Annotated in this window: 16 protein-coding genes and 1 tRNA gene; 4 read left to right on the forward strand and 13 right to left on the reverse strand. The window is 68.6% G+C overall.

The window, feature by feature from the left end; all coding sequences use genetic code 11:
- The first annotated feature begins 89 nt into the window (after nt 1-89).
- Nucleotides 90-278: a hypothetical protein gene (locus IC605_RS13030; protein ID WP_216324635.1), complete on the forward strand. Its 189-nt coding sequence runs from the start codon at nt 90-92 to the stop codon at nt 276-278.
- Nucleotides 279-555: 277 nt separating this feature from the next.
- On the opposite strand, the gene IC605_RS13035 is transcribed toward IC605_RS13030, so the two are convergent.
- Both IC605_RS13035 and dnaE read right to left on the reverse strand, forming a co-directional pair.
- A complete protein-coding gene (locus tag IC605_RS13035) occupies nt 556-1,362 on the reverse strand; it encodes an SMI1/KNR4 family protein (RefSeq protein WP_216324638.1) in 807 nt (268 codons plus the stop codon).
- Nucleotides 1,359-5,624: a DNA polymerase III subunit alpha gene (gene dnaE / locus IC605_RS24670; protein ID WP_246580802.1), complete on the reverse strand. Its 4,266-nt coding sequence runs from the start codon at nt 5,622-5,624 to the stop codon at nt 1,359-1,361. Before dnaE ends, IC605_RS13035 begins: the two co-directional genes overlap by 4 nt.
- Nucleotides 5,625-6,057: 433 nt before the next feature.
- Between dnaE and IC605_RS13050 the strand changes: the two genes are divergently transcribed.
- Nucleotides 6,058-7,956 (forward strand): N-acetylmuramoyl-L-alanine amidase, encoded by a 1,899-nt coding sequence (locus tag IC605_RS13050; protein WP_216324641.1) that lies wholly within the window; start codon nt 6,058-6,060, stop codon nt 7,954-7,956.
- A 52-nt stretch (nt 7,957-8,008) separates the two neighbouring features.
- On the opposite strand, the gene IC605_RS13055 is transcribed toward IC605_RS13050, so the two are convergent.
- The 3 genes from IC605_RS13055 to IC605_RS13065 form a co-directional block, all read right to left on the reverse strand.
- Entirely contained in the window at nt 8,009-9,268 is a 1,260-nt protein-coding gene (locus IC605_RS13055) for a cation:proton antiporter (protein ID WP_216324643.1), read from the reverse strand.
- Nucleotides 9,269-9,627: 359 nt separating this feature from the next.
- Entirely contained in the window at nt 9,628-9,927 is a 300-nt protein-coding gene (gene rpoZ / locus IC605_RS13060) for a DNA-directed RNA polymerase subunit omega (RefSeq protein WP_216324645.1), read from the reverse strand.
- Between the two features lie 95 nt (nt 9,928-10,022).
- Nucleotides 10,023-10,463 (reverse strand): hypothetical protein, encoded by a 441-nt coding sequence (locus IC605_RS13065; protein WP_216324647.1) that lies wholly within the window; start codon nt 10,461-10,463, stop codon nt 10,023-10,025.
- On the opposite strand from IC605_RS13065, the gene IC605_RS13070 reads away from it, so the two are divergent.
- Nucleotides 10,441-11,511 carry a lysophospholipid acyltransferase family protein gene (locus IC605_RS13070; RefSeq protein WP_246580803.1) on the forward strand — a complete coding sequence of 357 codons (1,071 nt, stop codon included), beginning with the start codon at nt 10,441-10,443 and terminating at the stop codon, nt 11,509-11,511. The genes IC605_RS13065 and IC605_RS13070 overlap by 23 nt on opposite strands.
- Nucleotides 11,512-11,582: 71 nt before the next feature.
- Here IC605_RS13070 and IC605_RS13075 read toward each other — a convergent pair.
- The 6 genes from IC605_RS13075 to IC605_RS13100 all read right to left on the reverse strand — a co-directional run bounded on the left by IC605_RS13075 (nt 11,583) and on the right by IC605_RS13100 (nt 17,336).
- Nucleotides 11,583-11,657 (reverse strand) — tRNA-Thr (locus IC605_RS13075).
- A 71-nt stretch (nt 11,658-11,728) separates the two neighbouring features.
- The gene (locus IC605_RS13080) at nt 11,729-13,423 is read right to left on the reverse strand and encodes a dynamin family protein (RefSeq protein ID WP_216324650.1); all 1,695 of its coding nucleotides are present in this window, start codon (nt 13,421-13,423) and stop codon (nt 11,729-11,731) included.
- Nucleotides 13,424-13,484: 61 nt separating this feature from the next.
- Nucleotides 13,485-14,300 carry a PilW family protein gene (locus tag IC605_RS13085; RefSeq protein WP_216324652.1) on the reverse strand — a complete coding sequence of 272 codons (816 nt, stop codon included), beginning with the start codon at nt 14,298-14,300 and terminating at the stop codon, nt 13,485-13,487.
- On the reverse strand, nt 14,297-14,740 hold the full coding sequence (locus IC605_RS13090) for a type II secretion system protein (RefSeq protein ID WP_216324656.1): 444 nt from the start codon (nt 14,738-14,740) through the stop codon (nt 14,297-14,299). Before IC605_RS13090 ends, IC605_RS13085 begins: the two co-directional genes overlap by 4 nt.
- Before the next feature lie 41 nt (nt 14,741-14,781).
- Nucleotides 14,782-15,285 carry a prepilin-type N-terminal cleavage/methylation domain-containing protein gene (locus tag IC605_RS13095; RefSeq protein ID WP_216324659.1) on the reverse strand — a complete coding sequence of 168 codons (504 nt, stop codon included), beginning with the start codon at nt 15,283-15,285 and terminating at the stop codon, nt 14,782-14,784.
- Complete coding sequence (locus IC605_RS13100) at nt 15,282-17,336, reverse strand: pilus assembly PilX N-terminal domain-containing protein (protein ID WP_216324662.1); 2,055 nt, start codon at nt 17,334-17,336, stop codon at nt 15,282-15,284. The genes IC605_RS13095 and IC605_RS13100 overlap by 4 nt, the downstream gene beginning before the upstream one ends.
- A gap of 234 nt (nt 17,337-17,570) precedes the next feature.
- Between IC605_RS13100 and IC605_RS13105 the strand changes: the two genes are divergently transcribed.
- A complete protein-coding gene (locus IC605_RS13105; RefSeq protein ID WP_216324665.1) occupies nt 17,571-17,777 on the forward strand; it encodes a hypothetical protein in 207 nt (68 codons plus the stop codon).
- A gap of 60 nt (nt 17,778-17,837) precedes the next feature.
- Here IC605_RS13105 and IC605_RS13110 read toward each other — a convergent pair whose 3' ends face one another.
- Nucleotides 17,838-18,548: a M48 family metallopeptidase gene (locus IC605_RS13110; RefSeq protein ID WP_343216609.1), complete on the reverse strand. Its 711-nt coding sequence runs from the start codon at nt 18,546-18,548 to the stop codon at nt 17,838-17,840.
- Between the two features lie 46 nt (nt 18,549-18,594).
- Nucleotides 18,595-19,452 carry a KPN_02809 family neutral zinc metallopeptidase gene (gene ypfJ / locus IC605_RS13115; RefSeq protein WP_216325063.1) on the reverse strand — a complete coding sequence of 286 codons (858 nt, stop codon included), beginning with the start codon at nt 19,450-19,452 and terminating at the stop codon, nt 18,595-18,597.
- Nucleotides 19,453-19,455 lie beyond the last annotated feature (3 nt).

The raw sequence follows: 19,455 nt of genomic DNA on the forward strand, positions 1-19,455 counted from the left end.
CACCTCCCCCTTTGACCGTCCCTTGAGCGGGCCTCCACACAGTGAGGACGGGCGGCATTGTCGCGCTGTGCCCGGCGTCCAATTCGACCATGACGAAGAACGGACAGATGGACCCCTCGGAACGGCTCGTGGCGGGCTTTGTCGGGCTGATGGTGGGCTTCTTCGCCTTCTCCTACGGCAAACCGGCCCAGAAGGTCATCATCGGGGGCTTCGCGGTGGTGATCCTGGTGGTGGCGGCGCTAGGAAGAAACCCGCTGGCGGGTGGGGCGAAGGAGTAGGGGGAGAGGCGGGCCGGGGCGCCTGCTTTTCCGTGGGATGAGGGTTCACCGTGCTGCCAGAAGAAGAGAAGGAAACAGAGCAGGAGCTACCGAAGTTGTTCTGTGAGGACGCCTAAGCTCTTGCCCAGGCTTACCGGGAGGCAGCGGCGGAGTTGACGGCTGATCCTCTTTTTGATCTGGACTCGGGGCATGGCCTGGGCCCTGATGACAGGTGGCAGGACAAGTAGGGGCACTACCCGAGCAATTTAGACAAGCGGGTGTGAGGCTATAGAGGATTTCAAAAGTCCCAATTTCGCAGAGCAATTTGAGCAGCACTCCGAGCATTCGACACGCCGTTCTGAGCCAACTGCTGTAAGAGTGGCTTTGCAGGCGCATACCGGCGCGCGCCCAAAATTCTCGCTGCTCGTGCCGCTACAAAGAAGTCAGGGCTCCCCAGGTAGGGAATCAGGGCGTCGCTTCTCTCGTACGGTGTCAATATCATGGCCGATGCGAGGAGCTGACTCTCCCCATCATTATGATCTGTTACCAGTGCGAAACACGCCTCAGCCTTGTTCCAGTCGCCCTCCACATAAGCCTTATCCGATCTAAGGACTGGGTACGTCGTTGTAAACTCTTCATCATGGAAGGGATCAAGCAGCGGGTTTGAAGTAGTAATCGTCAAAAACTCGTGAATGCTACGAAAGCGGGGGCTTGAATCCGGCTCGTCGTGCCTGAATAAGCAGACACAACCTGCTAAGGCCCCAAAAACATAGACGCCGACATAATTTGAGTTGTCATCAGTCCAAAAGAAGCGGACCTCTGAGTTCATTATCTCTCGGCTATCCTCGTGGAATTCCTCGGCTTCAGGGAGTGTCATAAGCCGAGGCACCTGGGGGTAAGTGTCCTCATTCTCATTTAACCGTTCAGCCCACTGCTCCTCCCAATCGTCCGCGAGGCCATTAGCTCCGTTGTGCTGCCTATAAAGAACCTCAACTTCTGGAGGCCAGGTTATTTCGAGCGTCCGTGCCGCAGCCTGCAACTCCTCCTCTGTGGCAGGTAGGTTCCAGGCAAAAGGCAGGGCGAAGTAAGTCTCCAGAGTATTCACGCCTGCAACCCCCGTCCCCCCTGCTTACTCGCCCATGCGGGCGGCTTGGGCGCGAAGCGGCTGAGGATGGTGCCCTGGTCGTAGGCGAGGTAGGCGTCGGCCCAGGGGAAGCCAGCGTTCAGGACGCGGATGGCCTCCGGGCTCCCCATGTTGTGATCGAGCTGGTAGAGGACGAACTGCTCGGGCGTCTCCAGTCGCAGGTAGGTGGGCATGGACCCGGCGTATTCGTCCAACACGCTCTGGAACTCGCCCACCGCGTCGGGGCTGGCAGTCTCCAGGTCGATGGTCACGTACATGACCTTGGGCACCTCGGCCAGTTGCTCGACCCCCACGACCTCCTCGGCGATGGCGCGCAGGCCGCCGTCCTCCGATTCGAGTTCGACGATGACGAGGGCGGGCGTGTCGTTGACCAGCTTCTCCTGAATACGGTCGTAGGCGCGCGAGAAGGCGACGAGTTCGGTCTGCCCCGACTCGTCGGCGAGGATGAAGCGGGCCATCATGCCGCCCGACTTGGTGGGCTTCTTGACCACGCTCTCGATCATGCCCGCGAGCACGGCCTTGACCCGTTTGCCCGGCGCGACGTTCTGGGTGGTGAACCAGGCGTCGAGGTCGGAGATGCGGCAACTGGCGGCCTCGCGCAACCCCTCGTGCTGCTCCAGCGGGTGCCCGGAGATGTACAGGCCCAGCGACTCCTTCTCGATGGCGAGGCGCTGGAGGTCGGTGTAGGGCTCGATGCCGGTGCGGAGCCTCGGCTCAGGCGCCGTCTCGTTCATGCCGAAGAGGGCGTCCATGCCGCTGTTTGCCATCGCGGCGGCCCCTTGCGCCCAGGTCAGCGAATCTTCCAGGCTCTCGGTCAGTTGCCGACGCTCGCCGTAACGGTCGAAGGCACCCGACTTGATCAGGGATTCCATCGCCTTGCGGTTGCAGACCTTGTTCCCCAGGCGCGAGCAGAAGTCGGCGAGGGACTTGAACGCACCCGCGCGCTGACGTTCCTCCAGAATCTTCTGCACCGCCGCCTCGCCCAGCCCCTTGATCGCGTACAGCCCGAAGAGGATTTCCTCACCCTGCACCGCGAAGTCGGCGGCGGAACGGTTGATGTCGGGCGGCAGCACCCGAACGTCCATCTTGCGGGCGTCGGAAACGTACTCGGCCACTTTGTCGGAGTCGCGGCGCTCGACAGTTAACAGAGCGGCCATGAATTCAACCGGGTAATTCGCTTTCAACCAAGCCGTTTGATACGTAATGACGCCATAGGCGGCACTGTGACTCTTATTGAATCCGTAGTTCGCAAAGGCATCCAGCAAGTCGAAGAGTCTGTTCCCTTCATCTTTTGGAACACTGTTCTTCTCCGCCCCGTCCACAAAGATCTGCCGCTGACGCTTCATCTCCTCCGCGTCTTTTTTACCCATCGCTCGGCGTAAGAGGTCAGCGCCACCTAGCGAGAACCCGGCGACCTCCGAAGCGATCTGCATGATCTGCTCTTGGTAGACGGGGATGCCATACGTCTCGGCCAGAATCTTTTCCAACCACTGCGCCGAATTGGGAAAACCGTCCTTGACGTAATCCACCTCCTCGACCCCGTGGTGGCGGCGGACGTAGGTGGGAATGTTCTCCATCGGGCCGGGGCGGTACAGGGCCGAGAGGGCGATGATGTCCGCGAGGCGCCGGGGCTTGAGGCGGCGGGAGGCGTCGGCGATGCCCGCCCCTTCAAGCTGGAAGACGCCCTTGGTGTCGCCGCGGCTCATCAGCTCATAGGTCCTGGCGTCGTCAAAGGGGATCGCGTCGAAGTCCACGTCGATGCCGCGCGACTCGCGCATGATGCGCTTGGCCTCATCCAGGAAGGACAGGGTGCGCAGGCCCAGGAAGTCCATCTTGATCAGGCCGATGTCCTCGACGGCCTTCATGTCGTACTGGCAGACCATGCCCTCGCCGGACGTGTCGCGCATCACGGGTACGAGGTCGGTGAGCTGCGTCTTGCCGATGACCACCCCCGCCGCGTGGACGGAGGCGTGACGGGTCAGGCCTTCCAGCTTCAGGGCGAACTCGTAGGCCTCCCTGAGCTGGGCGTCCTCTTCCAGCATCTGCTGGATGTCGGGCACCGCGTCGCGCGCCTGCTCCAGCGAGTACGACTTGCCGAACTTGATGGGGATGAGCTTGGAGACCTTATCGACCTTGGCATACTCCAGGCCCATGACGCGCGCCACGTCCTTGAGGCACGCCTTGCTCGCCATCGTCCCGAAAGTGGCGATCTGGGCCACCTTGTCGTCGCCGTACTTGCCCTGCACGTACCCGATGACCTCGCCGCGCCGCGCGTCGTTGAAGTCGATGTCGAAGTCGGGCATGGAGATGCGGTCGGGGTTGAGGAAGCGCTCAAACAGCAGCTCGAATTCCAGCGGATCGAGGTTGGTGATGCGGATGGCGTAGGCGACGATGCTGCCCGCGCCCGAGCCACGCCCCGGGCCCACGGAGATGCCCTGATCCTTCGCCCAGTTGATGTAGTCGGCGACGATCAGGAAGTAGTCGGGGAAGCCCATGTTGTTGATGACGGACAGCTCGTACTCGGCGCGGCGCAGGATGACGAGGGCGTGGGTGTGGTGCTTACGAATTTCACGCCCTGCCGCCAACTCAAGTGCCATCGCCAGTTCTTCCTCACTAGGAGGATTTTCTTCGCGGGCGCTCAGTGAGAGGAGGATTTCAGCAATCCTAACCGAATTGCGCTCTTTCTCGACCTCATCATTGGCTAAGAATCGAAAATCATATGTTAGCTCTGGTCGAGGACAAATATAATGGGTGCCTTTTTCAATTATCGAGTTAGTCTCCAGCTTGCTTAACTTGACAAATCTCTGGTAGCGCGCACCCATCTCACTACGTAATTCGTCAATAGATGTTTTCAAATCTACCGCAAAGTACCTTCGCGCAATTGGCAGGATAGGCGGTTTTTCGCCTTTAATGACTCCTACTACGTATGCTCCGAAATCGTCTTCAATCGCTGTAGCTTCGGCCTCCGCCTCCATGACCTCCAACGCGGGGTACTTGGTGTACTTCTCCCCCGCGTCCTTTCCACGCTGCTCCCAAATGCTGCCCATAAAGGCGAGCAGCGTAAACAGCGTTTCGAGGTCGCAGGTCTTGGCGTCACAGCCCTTCACGCGGGAGAGGACGCGGGCCTTGTCCTCGGCACCCAACGCCTCTAACGACCGCTGGGCGTAGTCGCGCAGCAGCCCTTCCGTCGCATGCGCCGGATACCGCTTCACCGTGCCCCGGTACGTCTGCACCCGCAGTTCCTCGGCCATCGTGCGGCCCTCGGGAATCGGCAGGGCGGGCATCTGGTACTGGCGCTTCTTGCCCACCGGCAGCTCGACATTGCACATCTGGGCGATCATTGCCGTGTTGTCGAACGGCTCCTCGCCCCACTCGGAGACGGGGAGGGCCACCTGCATCTCGTCCAGCCCCTTCACGTAGAACTCGTCGCAGGGGAACTTGAAGCGGTTCTCGTCGGCGAGCGTCGCCTTCGTCTGAATGGCGAGCAACGTTTCGTGGGCGGTGGCGTCCGTCTTCTTGACGTAGTGGCCGTCGTTCGTGGCGACCATGCCGATGCCGAGTTCCTGCGCCCAGGCCTTCAGGACCGGGTTGTTCTTGCGCTGCTCGGGCAGGCCGTGGTCCTGAATCTCGATGAAGTAGTTCTCCCCGAAGAGGTCGCGGTACCACAGGAGGCGCTGCTTGGCCTCGTCCTCGCGCCCCTGCAACAGGAGTTGCTGGACCTCCGAGCCCAGGCAGCCGGAGAAGGCGATCACGCCCTTGTGGTGCTCCTGAAGCAGCTCGTGGTCGATGCGCGGCTTGTAGTAGTAGCCCTCGGTGTAGCCGCGCGAACTCAGGCGGCAGAGGTTCTGGTAGCCCTCGAAGTCGCGGGCGAGCAGCGTCAGGTGGAAGATGCCCTTCTCGCCGCTGACGCCGGGCCTCTTGTCGCGCCGGGTGCCGTGGCCGGGAACGACGTAGGCCTCATAACCCAGGATCGGCTTGACGCCCATGCCGGTCGCGTAGTTGTAGAAGTGGACGGCCCCGTGCATGTTGCCGTGGTCGGTCATGGCGCACGCGGGGTCGTGGGGGGTGACCTCCTTGACCCACTTGAGGAGGTCCTTGAGCTTGGCCGCGCCGTCGAGGAGGCTGTACTGGGTGTGCTGGTGCAGGTGCGCGAACCGTCTGGGCGCGCAGCAGGAGCCGTCCGGGAGGTGGACGTGGTGGGGCTGGGGCTCGGCGGCGGTCATGCCCAGAGTCTAGGCCGGGGGCGGAAGCGCGAGGGTGACCTCGGAGGTTGACGGCCCAGCCGGGGAGCGGTCTCAAGTCCGGCTTCCATGCCCCCCCGGCAGGCCCGGTCTCCCCCACCACGACGATCAAAAGGCCCGCCGGGTCACGCGGCATGAGGGGGCGCTGGCTCCACGGGTCGTCCCGGAAACGGGGTCAGGCGTCCTCCCCATCTCCGCCGAGGACGACCGGAGAGGAGACCTGAAGTTCGTCCCGGCGAGATGGCTCACCGGCAGGGATGGACTTTGCCGAGTTCCTGATTCCTCCCCTGAATCTTTAAACCGAGTACAGGCCGGACGGGAGATTGTTCTTTTTGTTTCTATCCGGCCTATACTCTAGAACCTCATGAGGCGAAATGTGCGCTTCTCACGAGCGACGGGTACAGTATGGAGACCCATGAAGCCGCATGTCATCTTGCTCTCATCTCTTTTGTCGTGCGCGGCGGCGGGGTCCTGGGCTGCGGCCCAGACGGACCCCTTTCAGCGTTCGGCGCCCGCGCAGAGCACGCCCTCTCTTCGCACCGCGCCGCCCGCCCAGGCTCCGGCAGGCGGCGCGGCGGGTTCGGCGGAGGCAGGCTCGGCGACGCCGGCTCCTGCGGGCGGGGGGGCGCTGAGTCTGACCGGCGTGGCGGGAACGTCGTTCGGGCTGCCGCGGGCCAGCAGCGACGGGAGCCTGACGCGGGTGGTGTTCGACCTGGCACCGGGGGTGACGTACCAGCTCACGCCGACCTTCGGGGGCCTGCGGATTGACGTGCGCGGGGCGAGGGTGCTGCCCGCCGTGAGTGCGCGGCTGGGCACGAGCGTGAGTGAGTACCGGGCGGGGGGCGGGCAGGTGACGCTCGTCACGCCCTTCCCGCTTTCGCTGACCGACGGCTGGCGGGCCTCCGAGACGACGGTGGCGACCGGGGCGCGGGTGCTGATCGTGGAGTTCGCCCCGACGCTGGCGGGGGGGGCCAGCGCCTCGTTGCAGTCGCTCGTGCGCTCGACGGCGGCGCCCGTGAGCCCCGACGCGCGCAGCGTCCTGAGTGCGCCGCTGAGCACGGTCGCCACGGTGACGGCCGCGGCGGCGCCTGCGGCGGCGTCCACCCCGGCGGCTCCGGCCGCCTCGCGCCCCGTGCCGCCTACCCCCCTTCCGGAGGGGCTGCCCCCGGGCGACGCGGTGTCCGCCGCCGGGAAGACGGCCCTCCCCCTGCCCGCACCCGCCCTGCCCGGCCCCGAGGCGGGGCAACCGAGCCCCCTGAGCGGACGCGCGCCGGGCAGCTTTCAGGCGGGGGCGGCGCTGACCGTGCCGCGGCTGGGGAAGAACCCCGGCCTGACGCGGGTGGTGCTCGACCTGCCGCCGGGAGCGAGCTACCGGCTGGTGCCGGGCGGGGTGAGCCTGCGGGTGGAACTCGACGGGGTGACGGCCTCTTCCCAGACCGGGCAGAACGTGAGCCCGGAGCTGCGGGCGTGGCGTTTCGAGCCGACCGGGCAGGGCGTGACGGTGACGCTGCTGACGGGCACGCCGCTGACCTCCCGCAGCGGGTGGCGGGCCCAGCTCCTGCCCCCGGCGGGGGGCAGCGACCGCTCGCGGCTCGCCATCGACCTCGCCCCGGCGCTGGCCGACCTCACGCCGCTGAGCCCCAGGGACCGGGTGGTCGCGGCGGTGCCGCCGGTGCCCGTCACGCGCGGCACGGCGATCCTGGCCCTGAGCGCGAGCCTCGTGCAGCCGCGCGTGGTGATCGACCCCGGGCACGGCGGACGCGATCCGGGCGCGGTGGGCACGATCACCGAGAAGGAGGTCACGCTCGACGTGGCGCTGCGCGTGCGGGCCCTGCTGCGGGCGGCGGGGGTGGACGCCGTGCTCACCCGCGAGACGGATACGGCCCTGCACGGCAACAAGGCGACCGACCTGGAGATGCGTGCGCGCACGGGCACCCCCGGCACCCAGCTCTTCCTGAGCATCCACGTGAACGCGATGGAGGCCCGCACCGCCCTGCGCGGCTACGGGGTCGAGACGTGGTGGAACCCCAACCACCCGCTGTCGAGCAACTTCGCCACCCTGATCCAGAGAAACGTGGTGGGCGTGACGGGCGCGTTCTCGCAGGGCCTCAAGGGCAACCGTTCCCTCTCGGTGCTGCGCAACAGCCGCGTTCCCGCCGCACTCGTCGAGATCGGGTACACCAGCCACCCGGTCGACGGCCTGAACCTGAAAGACCACAACTACCTCGACCGGGTGGCGCTCGGCATCGCGCAGGGCATCCGCGAGGCGCTCGTCAGCGGGGTCACGGCGGGGGGCGTCGCGGCGGGCAAGTAGCGGCGGGGCGGGGCGTGGGGCGCCGGGGCACACCGCCCGGCGCCCCACCTCGTCAGGGACGGGCCGCCTCGCCGCTCGACTCGGCGGCCCGGTGGACGAGCGGCATGATCGTGAGCCCCTGCACGGCGATGGTGAACAGGACCACGGCGTAGGTGACGGTGACGACGTGGGTGCGGTAGGGGCTGTCCGGCAGGCTGAGGGCGAGGCTGATGGCGATGCCGCCGCGCAGCCCCCCCCAGGTCAGCAGCCGCACGGTGTAGGCCCCGTAGCCCTCGCGCGCCCGCACGAGCGCGAAGGGCAGGGCCACGCTGAGCCAGCGGGCGGCGAGCGAGGCGCCGATGAGCAGCACGCTCGCCACGACCTGCGGGCCGGTCGTCTCGGTGAGCAGCACGTCGAGGCCGATAAAGGCGAAGAGCAGGATGTTGAGCACCTGATCGATGGTCTCCCAGAAGCCCTCGACGTGGGCGCGGGTCTCGGCACCGAAGGCCCGGTCCTTGGTCGCGGAGATCACCAGCCCGGCCACGACCATCGCCAGCGGCCCGCTGATTCCCAGGGCGGAGGCGGCCACGTACCCCCCGACGACGACCGCGAGCGTGATCAGCACCTCGACCGCGTGCTGCTCGATGGAGCGCAGCAGCGCGTAGCCCAGCCCGCCGAGCAGGGCGCCGAAGAACAGGCCGCCCAGCGCCTCGCGCACGAACAGGGCCAGCGCCCCCGCCACGCTCGGTTCCGCGTGACTCCCGCCGAAGCCCGCCAGCCCCGCGAGCACGAGGAAGATCACCACGCCCACCCCGTCGTTGAAAAGGCTCTCGCCCGCGATCAGGGTCTCGATCCGGGCGGGAACCCGCGCCCGTTTGAGGAGGTCGAGCACGGCCACGGGGTCGGTCGGGCTGATCAGCGCCCCGAAGAGCAGCGACCAGATCAGGGGCACGTTCAGCCCCACGAGCGCGAACACGAAGTAGGCCGCGAAGCCGATCAGGAACGTGCTGATCAGGGTGCTCAGCAGCGCCAGCGTCAGGATGCTCACCCGCTGGCGCACCATCTGGCCCGCGTCGAGGCCCAGCGCCCCCGCGAAGAGCAGGATGCTCAGGATGCCGTTCAGAACAAAATCGGTGAAGTCGAGGGTCTGGAGAAGCCCCGCCGCCCAGCCGCGCAGTCCCGGCACCCCCAGGGCGTCGAGCGTGATCAACCCGATGCTCGCCAGCGCTCCCGCCAGGGTCACGCCGACGGTGGTGGGCAGGCGCAGCGTGCGCTCGTTGAGGTACGCCAGCACGGCGGTCACGCTCAGGAGGACGGCGAAGGCGGTGAGCATGGGGGTTACTCTAGCGGCCCGGCCACCTTTCCCCGGGCACGGACGCAGGGCTGGAGGGAACGGGGCCAGCCCCATCCAGGCCCAGGGCTTCGCCCCGCGGCCGCCCGGAAGAGGACGGGGAGGATCACTTCGCTCGCCCTCCCCACCGTTCATCCGTAAATTTGCGGGTGGGCGCAGCGTCTCCGTTGTGAGGTGTGGAGCCTGCCGCCACCCCTCACGGGACCTGAGCTATCCGTCCCGTCTGCCGTCCCGACAACAAAAAAGCCCGCAGGAGGTCCCCGCGGGCTGGTGAAGGAGGGTGGTTGCGAACCAGGTACCGGGCGCAGCGGCGTCAGCCACGGCGACTTGGCGAAGGCTCCTCAGTCGCGTTCGCGTTCGCGCTCGGCGTTGAGCTGCGCCTGAAGCTGGGCCTGCTTCTGGCGAACGTAGTCCTGGTGGAAACGGCCCTCGTCCATCAGCTCGGTGCCGACCGTGAGCTTGCCGGTCGCCAGCTCGCGCATCGCCTGGGTGACGAGGTTGCGGGTGCGCACGCGCGTTTCCACGGGCAGCACGCTGGGTGCGCCGGACCTGAGTTGCAGGGCGCGTTTGGCCGTCACGACCGACAGCCGGTACTTGCTGTCGGTGAGGGAAAGCAGCTTGTCAATGTCCTTTTCGGCCACGGTGATACCCCTTTCGCCCCGGCGGCTCGCCCGGGAACGGTTCCTGGGAGCACGCCGGTCGCCGCGCCACTTCCGGCGCGTTTCAGCCGCTCAGTCTAGCGCGCCAAGGTGAGGACCGACCACCCCACCGGGTCCGGGGCAGGCCGCTCGGCGCCCGAGCAGGCTTTGCAGCGCCCGGCGGGTCCCGGGGAAGGCCAGCGCGACAGACGCGAGCGAGGCCACGGTCGCGCCACCTGGCAGGAGGCGCCCAGCGCTTTGTTCTGCTGCCACTCCTCGCGTCCGAGTTCGAGGGCGGTCGCGGCGTCCCCCACGATCTTCAGCCCCATCGCCAGCGGCGGGAGGGGCAGGGCCGCGGCCCGGTCCTTGCCCCCCGCCGCCGCGAGCCGGGCGGTCGCCCCGTCACTCACCACCATCATCAGGGCGTCGGGGGTCATCAGGCGTTTGTAGGCGTACTCGGAAGCGTCCACCCGGGCCGAGTCGAAGGGACCGGGGGGGTCCGGCAGGTTCTTGACGATGCCCGTCTGGGAGAGCGACACGGGGCTGTCCCGTCGCCACGCCGGGAAGGGACAGCCCGACGATCCAGCGGCGGTGGTGAAGGTCGGGGGTCTGGGCTTCGCGCTGCCCGGGAGTGGGTCTGTCAGGTTCCTGACGGCCTCCGGGGGCGGGACCGGGCACGCTGACGGGGAGACCGTGCCTCCCACCCTGCCCCCTTCACCCCCGCCCCGCCTGCGCCTGCGACCCGAGACGCCGGGGGGCTGGATGCGGCTGCACCTCGCCGGGCGCCCGCTCCTGACCCGGCTGGCCCGGACCCTGGCGGCCCTCCCGGCGGACCTGACGCCTGCGGAGCGCACCACGCGGCAGCGCGAAGCGAGCGCGGCGCTGCTGGGCCACCTGGGAGTTCGGCTGGTCGTCCGGGGGCGCGAACACGCGCGGGGCGGGCCCTTCGTGGTGGTCGCCCTGCACGAGAGCCTGCTCGACGTTCCGGCGCTCCTCACGCTGCCGCTGCGGCTGCGCTTCGCCGCGCGGGACGAGATCTTGACCTGGCCGCTCGTCGGTCCGGCCATCGCGCGGCTGGGGCACCTCAGCATCACCCCCGAGAGTGGGGCCGCCGCGTACCGGCACCTCCTGACGGCGGGGCGGGCGGTGCTGGCGGGCGGGGAGAGCCTCGCCCTCTTTCCGCAGGGGTCGGTGCTCGGCCTGGAGACGGACTTTCAGCGGGGGGCCTTTGCGGTCGCGCGGCACCTGCGCGCGCCCCTGCTGCCCGTGGTGCTGACGGGCGGGCACCGCGTCTGGGAGCACCCCTTCTCCCCCACCCTGCGCTACGGCCAGCCGGTGGGGCTGCGGGTGCTGCCGCCCGTCCCCGTGCCGGAGGTCCTCTCCATGCCCCCCGACGCCCTGCGAAGCCGCGTGCAGCGCGAGATGAAGCGTGCGGCCCTGGCGGGAGACCTGCCCCCACCCCGCCGCTACGACCCTGAACGCGACGGCTACTGGGACGGCTACCGCTTCGACATCGACCCCGCCTTTCCAGAGCTTCGTCGCCTCGTCGAGGCGCGCCGCCTGCTCCTGCGGGGGGAGACGGCGTGAGGGTCCGGGGCTTTCCATAACCCCACAGGGCCGCAAAAGAAAAGCCCGCCCTGGAACGGACGGACTTCCTCTGGAGCCAGGGGTCGGATTTGAACCGACGACCTACTGATTACGAATCAGTTGCTCTACCGCTGAGCTACACTGGCGAGCCTGAACGGCGAAAATACCGCACGGACAAGGGTAGACGATGCGCCCCGGGTTGTCAAACCTCGGCCCCCTACCCCAGCGCCTTGACCTCCTCCTGAAGGGCGCCGAGCCGCCCGCGCAGCTCTGCCGCCCGCGCCCCCGCCCCCGCGAGCCGGGCCTGCTCCTGCTCGGTGAAGCGGGTGTAGGGGCTGATCGCGTCGCGCAGCCGGGCGTCGGCACGCTCCTGCTCGCGCTCGTACTCACGGCGCACGATGCGCTCCAGGGCCACGCGCAGCTCGGCGACTTTCTGGCGCAGCCCGCGGTGGGCCTGAAGCCGTTTGTTGGGCAGCACGAACAGGCCCAGGCTCCCCAGCGTGAGCCCCGCGAGGATGCCCCCGGTGAAGTCGACCGCCGTCGCCCCGACGAGGGCCCCCAGCCCCGCCCCGATGCCGATGCCCCCGGCGAGGCCGCCCACCGCCCCCTTGAGGGCGTCCTCCGCGTCGCGGGAGAGCTGGCGGGCGAGTTCATGCTCGGTGGTCGTCTCCAGGTGCTGACGGGCACTCCCGGCGATCCCCTCCAGCAGGGCGCCGCGGTCGTAGGAGAAGCGGGTGCGGGCCACCTCGCTCGAAGGCTGGCGGCGGATCAGGAAGGCCTGCACATCCTCCCAGAAGTGCAGGTTCGCCTCCACGAAGCGGTCGATCATCGTGCCGAACTGGCGGTCGATGGCGTCCGGCAGCTCGGCCACCGCCTCGCGCCGGAAGTCCTCCTCCAGCTCGCGCCCGTTCATCAACCCGCGCAGGTTGGAAAAGCGCAGCCGCGCGTCGATGAAGCGGTCGGCCCGCACCTCGAACTCGCCCAGCAACCGCCCCAGGCGGTTGAGCTGCCCGTCGAGTTCGCCCAGCATCGTCTCGCGGTGGCGCTCACGCTGGGCTTCGAGGTCGCGCAAGATGCCCAGGTCCTCCGTGAGTGTCCGTCGGGCGGCCTCGGCGCGGACCTCCTCGCCGCCCAGAATTTCGGCGGCGGTGCCGAGGGGACTTTGCAGCTTGAGGCGGGTGCGCCCGGTCTCCGAGAGCCGGGTGGTGAGCGCCTCCCGCAGCGCGGCGAAGCCGGGGTCGCCGCCCCGCCGCTCGCCCCGCGCGCTGATCAGGAAGACGGGGGGGGTCAAGCCCAGCACCCCGCGCGCGCCCTTTTCCACGAACTCGCGGACCTGCTCGCGCTGCGCTGGGGTCTCCAGCAGATCGGCCTTGTTCACGACCATGACGACGCTGCGGCCCCAGCGGGCGGCGAGCGCCAGGAACTGCCGCTCGGACTCGGTGAAGGGGCGGTCGGCCGAGGTCAGGAAGAGCACGAGGTCGGCGCGGGGCAAGAAGCCCTCGGTGAGGGCCTGGTGCTGGCGGATGATCGCGTTCGTGCCCGGCGTGTCCACCAGCGCCACCCCCTCCAGGCTGGGCAGGGGGTAGGTCAGGCGGCTCACGAAGGGGTCGCGGGTGGGTTCGGGCTCGCCGGGCCGCTCCCCGTGCACGAGCACGTAGATGCGGTCGGTGGTGGGGGTCACGCCCTCGGGCAGCACGCCCTCGCCGAGGAGCGCGTTCACGAACGAACTCTTGCCCGCGTTGAACTCGCCCACCACGACGAGGAGAAAGGTCTCGTCGAGCGAGCGCACCGCCCCCCGCGCGTACTCGACCGCCTCGGGGGGGGCGCCCTGCGTCTCCAGGAAGGCCTGAAGGTCGGCGAGCAGCGCCCGCTCGCGCGCGAGAAGGTCCTGCACCCGGGTGGTGACGAGCATGGGGGCAGTCTACCCGCCCCCGTGCCGACCTCCCTGTTCAAGCTTCGTTGAGGGACCGGGGTCAGGGAATCGCCACGCGCCCCAGGTTCTGGGGATAGACGCTCAGGGCGTAGGCCCCCGCCGGGTCGGGCAGGCGAACGACCCGGCCGTTCATCTGCCGCTGGGTGGCGAGGTTGATCTTGAGCCCCACCACCGCCCCCGAGGAGTTCAGTGCATAGTCGAACATCCGGTAATTGGCCCCGGAACCCGCGTTGGTGGTTACGGCAACATAGTCTGACAGCAAGTTGGCGTCGCTGCCCGCGGTGGGCGGCAGCGTGAGGCTGCTCAGCGCCGTTGTGAGCGGGTTGCTCTCGTAGTAGTAGTCGCGGTACTCGGCGAGCACCCAGACCGAGGCGTCGTTGGCCGCGTCGCTGCCCGGGTTGGAAGCCCCGCTCGAACCCGCGACCCAGACCGACCGCTTGACGGGGTAGTAGGCGTAGAAGCGGTAACAGAACTCCGGGGTGGAGGTGGAGCAGACATTCGCCGCACTGGGCGTCTCACGGGGCGGCACGACCATCGCCAGGATCGGGTGGGTCCCGACCGTCCAGTTCCCGCTCGCGGTCGAGGCGAGGGGGTTGCGCCGCAGCTCGCCGCCGCCCAGCGCCAGGGTCTGCGAGGGTGGAAAGACATACCACGCCTCCCTCAAGCGCGACGCGATGAGTTGCCCGGCGTTGACCGTCTCCTGCTGCAACTCGGCGCGGCCCACCGCCAGGGCGGTCGTCTGCGAGCCGCTGACGAAGGTGCTGCTCAGGGCCAGCAGCACGACGCCGAGGAGGGCCGTCACGACGAGCAGCTCGACCAGGGTGAAGCCGCCCTCGCCGTTCGCCCGGCCCGTCACTGGGGCCTCAACACGTCGAGCGTGAGGGTGGTCGCCTGGGCGCCGGTCCCGGCGGTGACCGTCACGCGGCGCATGACGGGCGCCGCCGTGCTCGCCGGGCAGGTGGCGGCCACCGAGACCGTGACCAGGCTGCCCGGATTCTGGGCCCGCGAGTCGAGCGACCGGCTTTGCAGGGTGACCCCGCTGGGCAACACCAGCCCGGGTGAGCAGTTGCCGTCGTAGTTGCTCTGGACCTGCCAGGCGCCCTTCACGTCCTCCAGCACACGCTGGGCCTGGGTGGTGGAGGTCAGTTCCCGCTCGCCGACCCGGTTGATGCCCAGCAGGGCGGTGATACCCGGGATGATCACGGCGAGCAACACGCCCAGCAGGGCGATGGCGACGAGCAACTCGACCAGGGTGAAGCCCTGGAGTTGCCGCCGGGGGGAAGGGGGTGGGGTCATGGGCAAGGTCTGATCCTCCTGGGGGTGCGGCGCCAGGCACCTCATGGGGTCGCCGCCGTGATCATCACGCGTCCGGTCACGCCCACCACCCGGACCTCCAGGGCGGGGATGTTCGGCGTGGCGCTCTCCACCAGCAGCCGCAGACCGTTGATGGTGCTGGTCATCTCGCCGTAGGGGGCGAGGTAGGTCAGGGTCCGGACCCCGGAGGAGGCCGCCGGGCAGCCCCCACCCGAGACGCAGCGGAAGGTCACCCGGTTGGGCAGGGACCGGGCCGAGGGGCCGGAGGGCAGGATGACGGTATAGGTGCTCAGCGCCGTCATCCCGTCGGCCCAGGCGAACGAGGCGTTCTGACTCTGCCGCTGGGCGCTGGAGCGCGCGGCCCGCAGGTCGGCGGCGATCTGCGCGGCCCCCTGCCGCACCTCGCCCGCGCGGATGCTGCGCAGGTACCCGGCGCCGAACAGGCCCATCAGCACGCCGATCACCGTCAGCACGACGAGCAGTTCGAGCAGGGTAAAGCCCGCCCTTCTGGACTCAGGGCTCCTCATCTCAGGTCGCCCTTGTCACCCTGCTGCACCACGAAGTCGAACAGGGCTTTGTTCTCCACGCTGGCGTCCTTTGTCACCCAGGTGGGCGAGATGGGGAAAAACGGCGGGGTGAAGCCGGGGTCGAGGAAGCGCCGATCATGGGAGAAGGTTCGGCCGTAGCCCGTGGTTTGGACCCGGGTGGTGGAGTTGAACTGCCCGAAGGCCCCGTACCAGTTCTCCACCAGCCCGCCCAGCAGGTTGACGTTTCCGCGAGGAGAGCCGGAGTCGAAGTCGTCCACGCGAACCTCGCCCTCGCTCGACATCAGCATGGCGTGCAGGTTCAGGTTGTTGGGCGCCGCTTTCGTGATCACGACGTCGCCCTTCTGGGTGTAGATGCCGAGCACGTTCTTGGGCGTCTCGGTCTTCTGGGTGCGGCAGGCTAGGTCGGCGGCCTCGTCGGGGTGACAGGGAACGTTGGAGAGCACCAGGTCACCGGCGATCTCGATGTCATTTTGTGCCGCGACCGTGATCTGGGAAAAGGGGGCGAGGGCGGGAAGCGGGCGGCCCTGCGCGTCACGCCCCGGCCCGGTCAGTCCGGCCACATTCTTCTCGCCGAACAGCACGCCGTTGAAGTCGCCCAGGGCCAGGGTCCAGCTTCCCCCGCTCCACCTCTCCAGCCGCCGGTCCTCCCCGGCCCGGTACACGGTGACGAGGCCGTTCTTGTCCTTGACCTGGATAAACTGGTATCTGGCCTCGGGGCTCCACGTCTTGGTGGCGGCGTTGTAGGTCGAGGGCGGCACGACTTTTCCCCCCGACCAGTCGCCCGCCATGAGCGTGACCGCCTGGATGTCGTCGTTGAAGTACAGTCCGCTTCCCCGGGTGAGGTTGCCGTCCTCGTCCTTGGCCAGTCCCTGAGCGCCCGCGCGCTGGTCATTGGCATTGAGGGGCATGGGCCGGTAGCTTCCCGTGAAGGTGACGTCTTTCTTGTCGCTCAACGTGCCGTCCGAGTTCTTGACCGAGGCCAGCGTCGCGTCGGTGGCGCTGTTCAACTTCGCCAGCAGGTTGCTGTTCTTCTCGGCATCGGTCGCGCTGGCGTTGTCCGGCTCTCTGAGGCTGGTGGCGTAGAAGCCGGGTTTGCGCGTGCAACTGCTGTCCGACTTCATGCCGACCTTGGGCAGATCGGTGCAGCCCGCGCTGCTGAGGGTCCCCTTGAACGTGACCGTCGCGTTGGGCGTGAAGAGGAAGCGTTCATTCGTATGCACCGGGCCGTCGAACACCTGGTCGTTGAAATTGACGCTGGGAGACCAGGAGCTGGCCGTGCTGGACGGTTTGACCGTGTGGTGGTTGGTGAACAGCACGTTGTCGAGGTAGCTGGGCAAGTTCACGTCCACCCACCAGTCGGTGCGGCTGGTGCGGCTGGCCTTGAGCACCCGCAGGGCGCTCGCCTGCTCGCCGCCCACATTCAGGGTGTCGAACTGGAGGTGAAAGCGGTAGTTCGCCGCGCCCACACGCTCGACCCGGGTCGGCCTGAGCCGGTAGGAGAGCGTCACGCCGTCGCCCGAGGCGTTTTGCGTCCCGCCAAGCTGGGTGCGCCAGAACGCCCGGCGCGACGTGAGGGTGCTGCCCGCCTGCTGTTCCTCGGCAGCAGGCAGCACGTCATAGGCCGTGTCCTTGACCAGAAGCGCGAAGACCTCGAACTGATCCGCGTTGGCGGTGTCGACCGCCTTGCAGGTCTGGTGCTCGGTGCCGCCGCTGTCCGTGGTGGAGCTCCAGACGGCGTTGCCGCAGAACTTCTCCGCGTAGAGCTTCAGGTCGCCGATGCCGGTTCCAGGCTTGACCTGCACGTTCCCCGCCGACAGCAGGGTCTGCACGTCCCGCAGGCGGCTGCGCGCGAGCGCCACCCCCGACTCGGCGACGTACTGGGCCTGCAAGGAGGCGCGCTGATCGCCGACACTGCGGCGGCCGGACAGCGTGAGCTGTGACGAGGCGGCCAGCAGCACGGCCAGCAGCAACGTCGTGAACAACACGACGACAACCAGGGTCGCGCCGCGTGTGGAGGAGGATCCCTTCATGCGTTCAGTGTGAGAGCCTGCTCGGTCTTCCCCTAGCCCTGGACGGGGGTACCCCCAATCGGGTGGGTCCGGGAAGCCCCGAGGCCAGGGTCCTCCACCCGGCATGACCCCGGTCCGCCGGGCCCGAGGCTCGCCGTTCGGTCCCGACCTGAACACACCTTTACCCCCCTCTCCCCCGCCGCTCCCCGGGGCCGTCCGATACTGGCGCCATCCCTACCCCAGGAGGTCTGCCCCATGACGTCTCCCTACGACCGTCCCGCCGCCCCCGCCACCGAGCCGACCGACATTCCCGCCCCCCTCCCCGAGCAGATGCCGGGAGGGGACGACACCGGGCCGATCATGGACCCGCCCATGAACCCCGACACCCCCGGGATGCCCGAGCCCATGCCGACCAGCAACCCCGACACGCCGGGCCTGCCCAGCCCGATGCCCGCGATGTGAGGGCGTGCGCCTGAGGCTGAGGCGGCCCGGGAGACCTCCCGCGGCCGCCCCCTTCTTGGTCTATTCCAGCGCCAGGGTGTGCCCGTGGGCCTTCAGCCACGCCCGGGACGTCGCGTGCCCCGGCATCTGGCGGGCGACGTGCGCCCAGTAGCGGGGCGAGTGGTTGAGTTCGAGCAGGTGCGCGGCCTCATGCAGGGCGACGTAGGCGGCGACCTCGCGGGGAGCGCGGGCCAGGAGCCAGTGGAGCCGGATGTCGCCCCCGGCCGTGCAGCTTCCCCAGCGGGTGCGGGCGGCGCTCAGGCCAAAACGGCGCAGGCGGTCCCGCGCGCCCAGCGCGTCCGCGTACCCCTCCACCAGCGCGCGCAACTCGGGGAGGGCGGCCCGGCGGTACCACCGCTCGACCCCAGCCCGGACGTCGGCGGGGTCGCCGGGAGCCACATGCAGCTCGGCCCCCGACCGCCGGGGCGCCCGCATTCCCGGCGTCAGGCGCAGGGTCAGCGTCTCCCCCAGGAAGGGCAAGGGAGAGCCGTCCTCCAGGGGGGCGGGGGCGCTGCGGGCCGCGTAGGCGGCGAGGTGCCGCTCGGCCCAGCCCCGCCTGGCCTCCAGAAAGGTCTCGATTAGGGCCTCCGGCGTGCGGGCCGGGGCGTGGACCGTGACCGCGCCGGGCGCGACGTGCAGGGACAGGGTGCGGCGGCGGGCGCTGCGTCTGAGCTGCACGGGCAAGCCCCCGACCGTCCACTGGGGCTGAGGTCGGGGGCGCTTCGGGATCACGGGCCCATGAAAGCGCGGCCGGGTGCGGGGTGGATGAAGGCGAGCCTCAGAGCTGGCCGTAACTCTGGTTGAAGGTGTCGCACTTGTTGGGGTCGCCCGTCTGGAACCCCGTCATGAACCAGCGGACGCGCTGCTGGCTCGACCCGTGGGTGAAGGAGTCGGGCACCACGTAGCCCTGTCCCTGCCGCTGGAGGGTGTCGTCGCCGATGGCGGTCGCGGTGTCGACCGCCTCGCGCACGTCCGCTTCCGTCAGGTTGGCGAGGCTGGAGACCCGGTTGCCCCACACGCCCGCAAAGCAGTCGGCCTGGAGTTCGAGCCGCACCCCGGACTGGTTCGCCTCGGCCTCGCTGCGCGCCTGGCGCTGGGCCCGCTCGACCTGATCGGCGATCCCGAGTTCGTTCTGCACGTGGTGCCCGACCTCGTGGGCGATCACGTAGGAGTAGGCGAAGTCGCCGCCCCCGCCGAGCCGACGGTCCATCTGGGAGAAGAAGCTGGTGTCGAGGTACACCTTGTTGTCGAGCGGGCAGTAGAAGGGCCCGACCGCGCTGCTCGCCTGCCCGCACGCGCTCTGCACCCCGCCACTGAACAGCACCAGCGTCGGCGGCGTGTAGGTCCGCCCGGCCTGCTGAAAAATACCCCCCCAGACGGTGTTCGTGCTGCCCAGGATGCGGTCGACGAACTGGTACGCCTCGTCCTGCGTGCCGGGCTGGGTCTGGGGCCGCGTCTGCGTGGTGGGCGTGACCTGCCCGCCGCCGAGAATCGCGCCGGGGTCCACCCCGAAGAACATGGCGATCAGGGCGATGATCAGCCCGCCCACGCCGCCCACCGCGATGCCGCCGCCGGGGATGCCTCCGCCCCTGCGGTCCTCGATATTCCCGCCTCCGGGAAGGTTCTGCCAGTCCATGTC

Source organism: Deinococcus aestuarii (assembly GCF_018863415.1).
In the GTDB taxonomy this organism is placed as follows: domain Bacteria; phylum Deinococcota; class Deinococci; order Deinococcales; family Deinococcaceae; genus Deinococcus; species Deinococcus aestuarii.

Coding starts and splice junctions, on each gene's coding strand:
- IC605_RS13105 (WP_216324665.1), top strand. CDS start 17,571: ATGACGTCTCCCTACGACCGTCCCGCCGCCCCCGCCACCGAGCCGACC.
- IC605_RS13030 (WP_216324635.1), top strand. CDS start 90: ATGACGAAGAACGGACAGATGGACCCCTCGGAACGGCTCGTGGCGGGC.
- ypfJ (WP_216325063.1), bottom strand. CDS start 19,452: ATGGACTGGCAGAACCTTCCCGGAGGCGGGAATATCGAGGACCGCAGG.
- IC605_RS13080 (WP_216324650.1), bottom strand. CDS start 13,423: ATGCTCGTCACCACCCGGGTGCAGGACCTTCTCGCGCGCGAGCGGGCG.
- IC605_RS13050 (WP_216324641.1), top strand. CDS start 6,058: ATGAAGCCGCATGTCATCTTGCTCTCATCTCTTTTGTCGTGCGCGGCG.
- IC605_RS13070 (WP_246580803.1), top strand. CDS start 10,441: ATGCCCGTCTGGGAGAGCGACACGGGGCTGTCCCGTCGCCACGCCGGG.
- dnaE (WP_246580802.1), bottom strand. CDS start 5,624: ATGACCGCCGCCGAGCCCCAGCCCCACCACGTCCACCTCCCGGACGGC.
- IC605_RS13090 (WP_216324656.1), bottom strand. CDS start 14,740: ATGACCCCACCCCCTTCCCCCCGGCGGCAACTCCAGGGCTTCACCCTG.
- IC605_RS13100 (WP_216324662.1), bottom strand. CDS start 17,336: ATGAAGGGATCCTCCTCCACACGCGGCGCGACCCTGGTTGTCGTCGTG.
- IC605_RS13095 (WP_216324659.1), bottom strand. CDS start 15,285: ATGAGGAGCCCTGAGTCCAGAAGGGCGGGCTTTACCCTGCTCGAACTG.
- IC605_RS13055 (WP_216324643.1), bottom strand. CDS start 9,268: ATGCTCACCGCCTTCGCCGTCCTCCTGAGCGTGACCGCCGTGCTGGCG.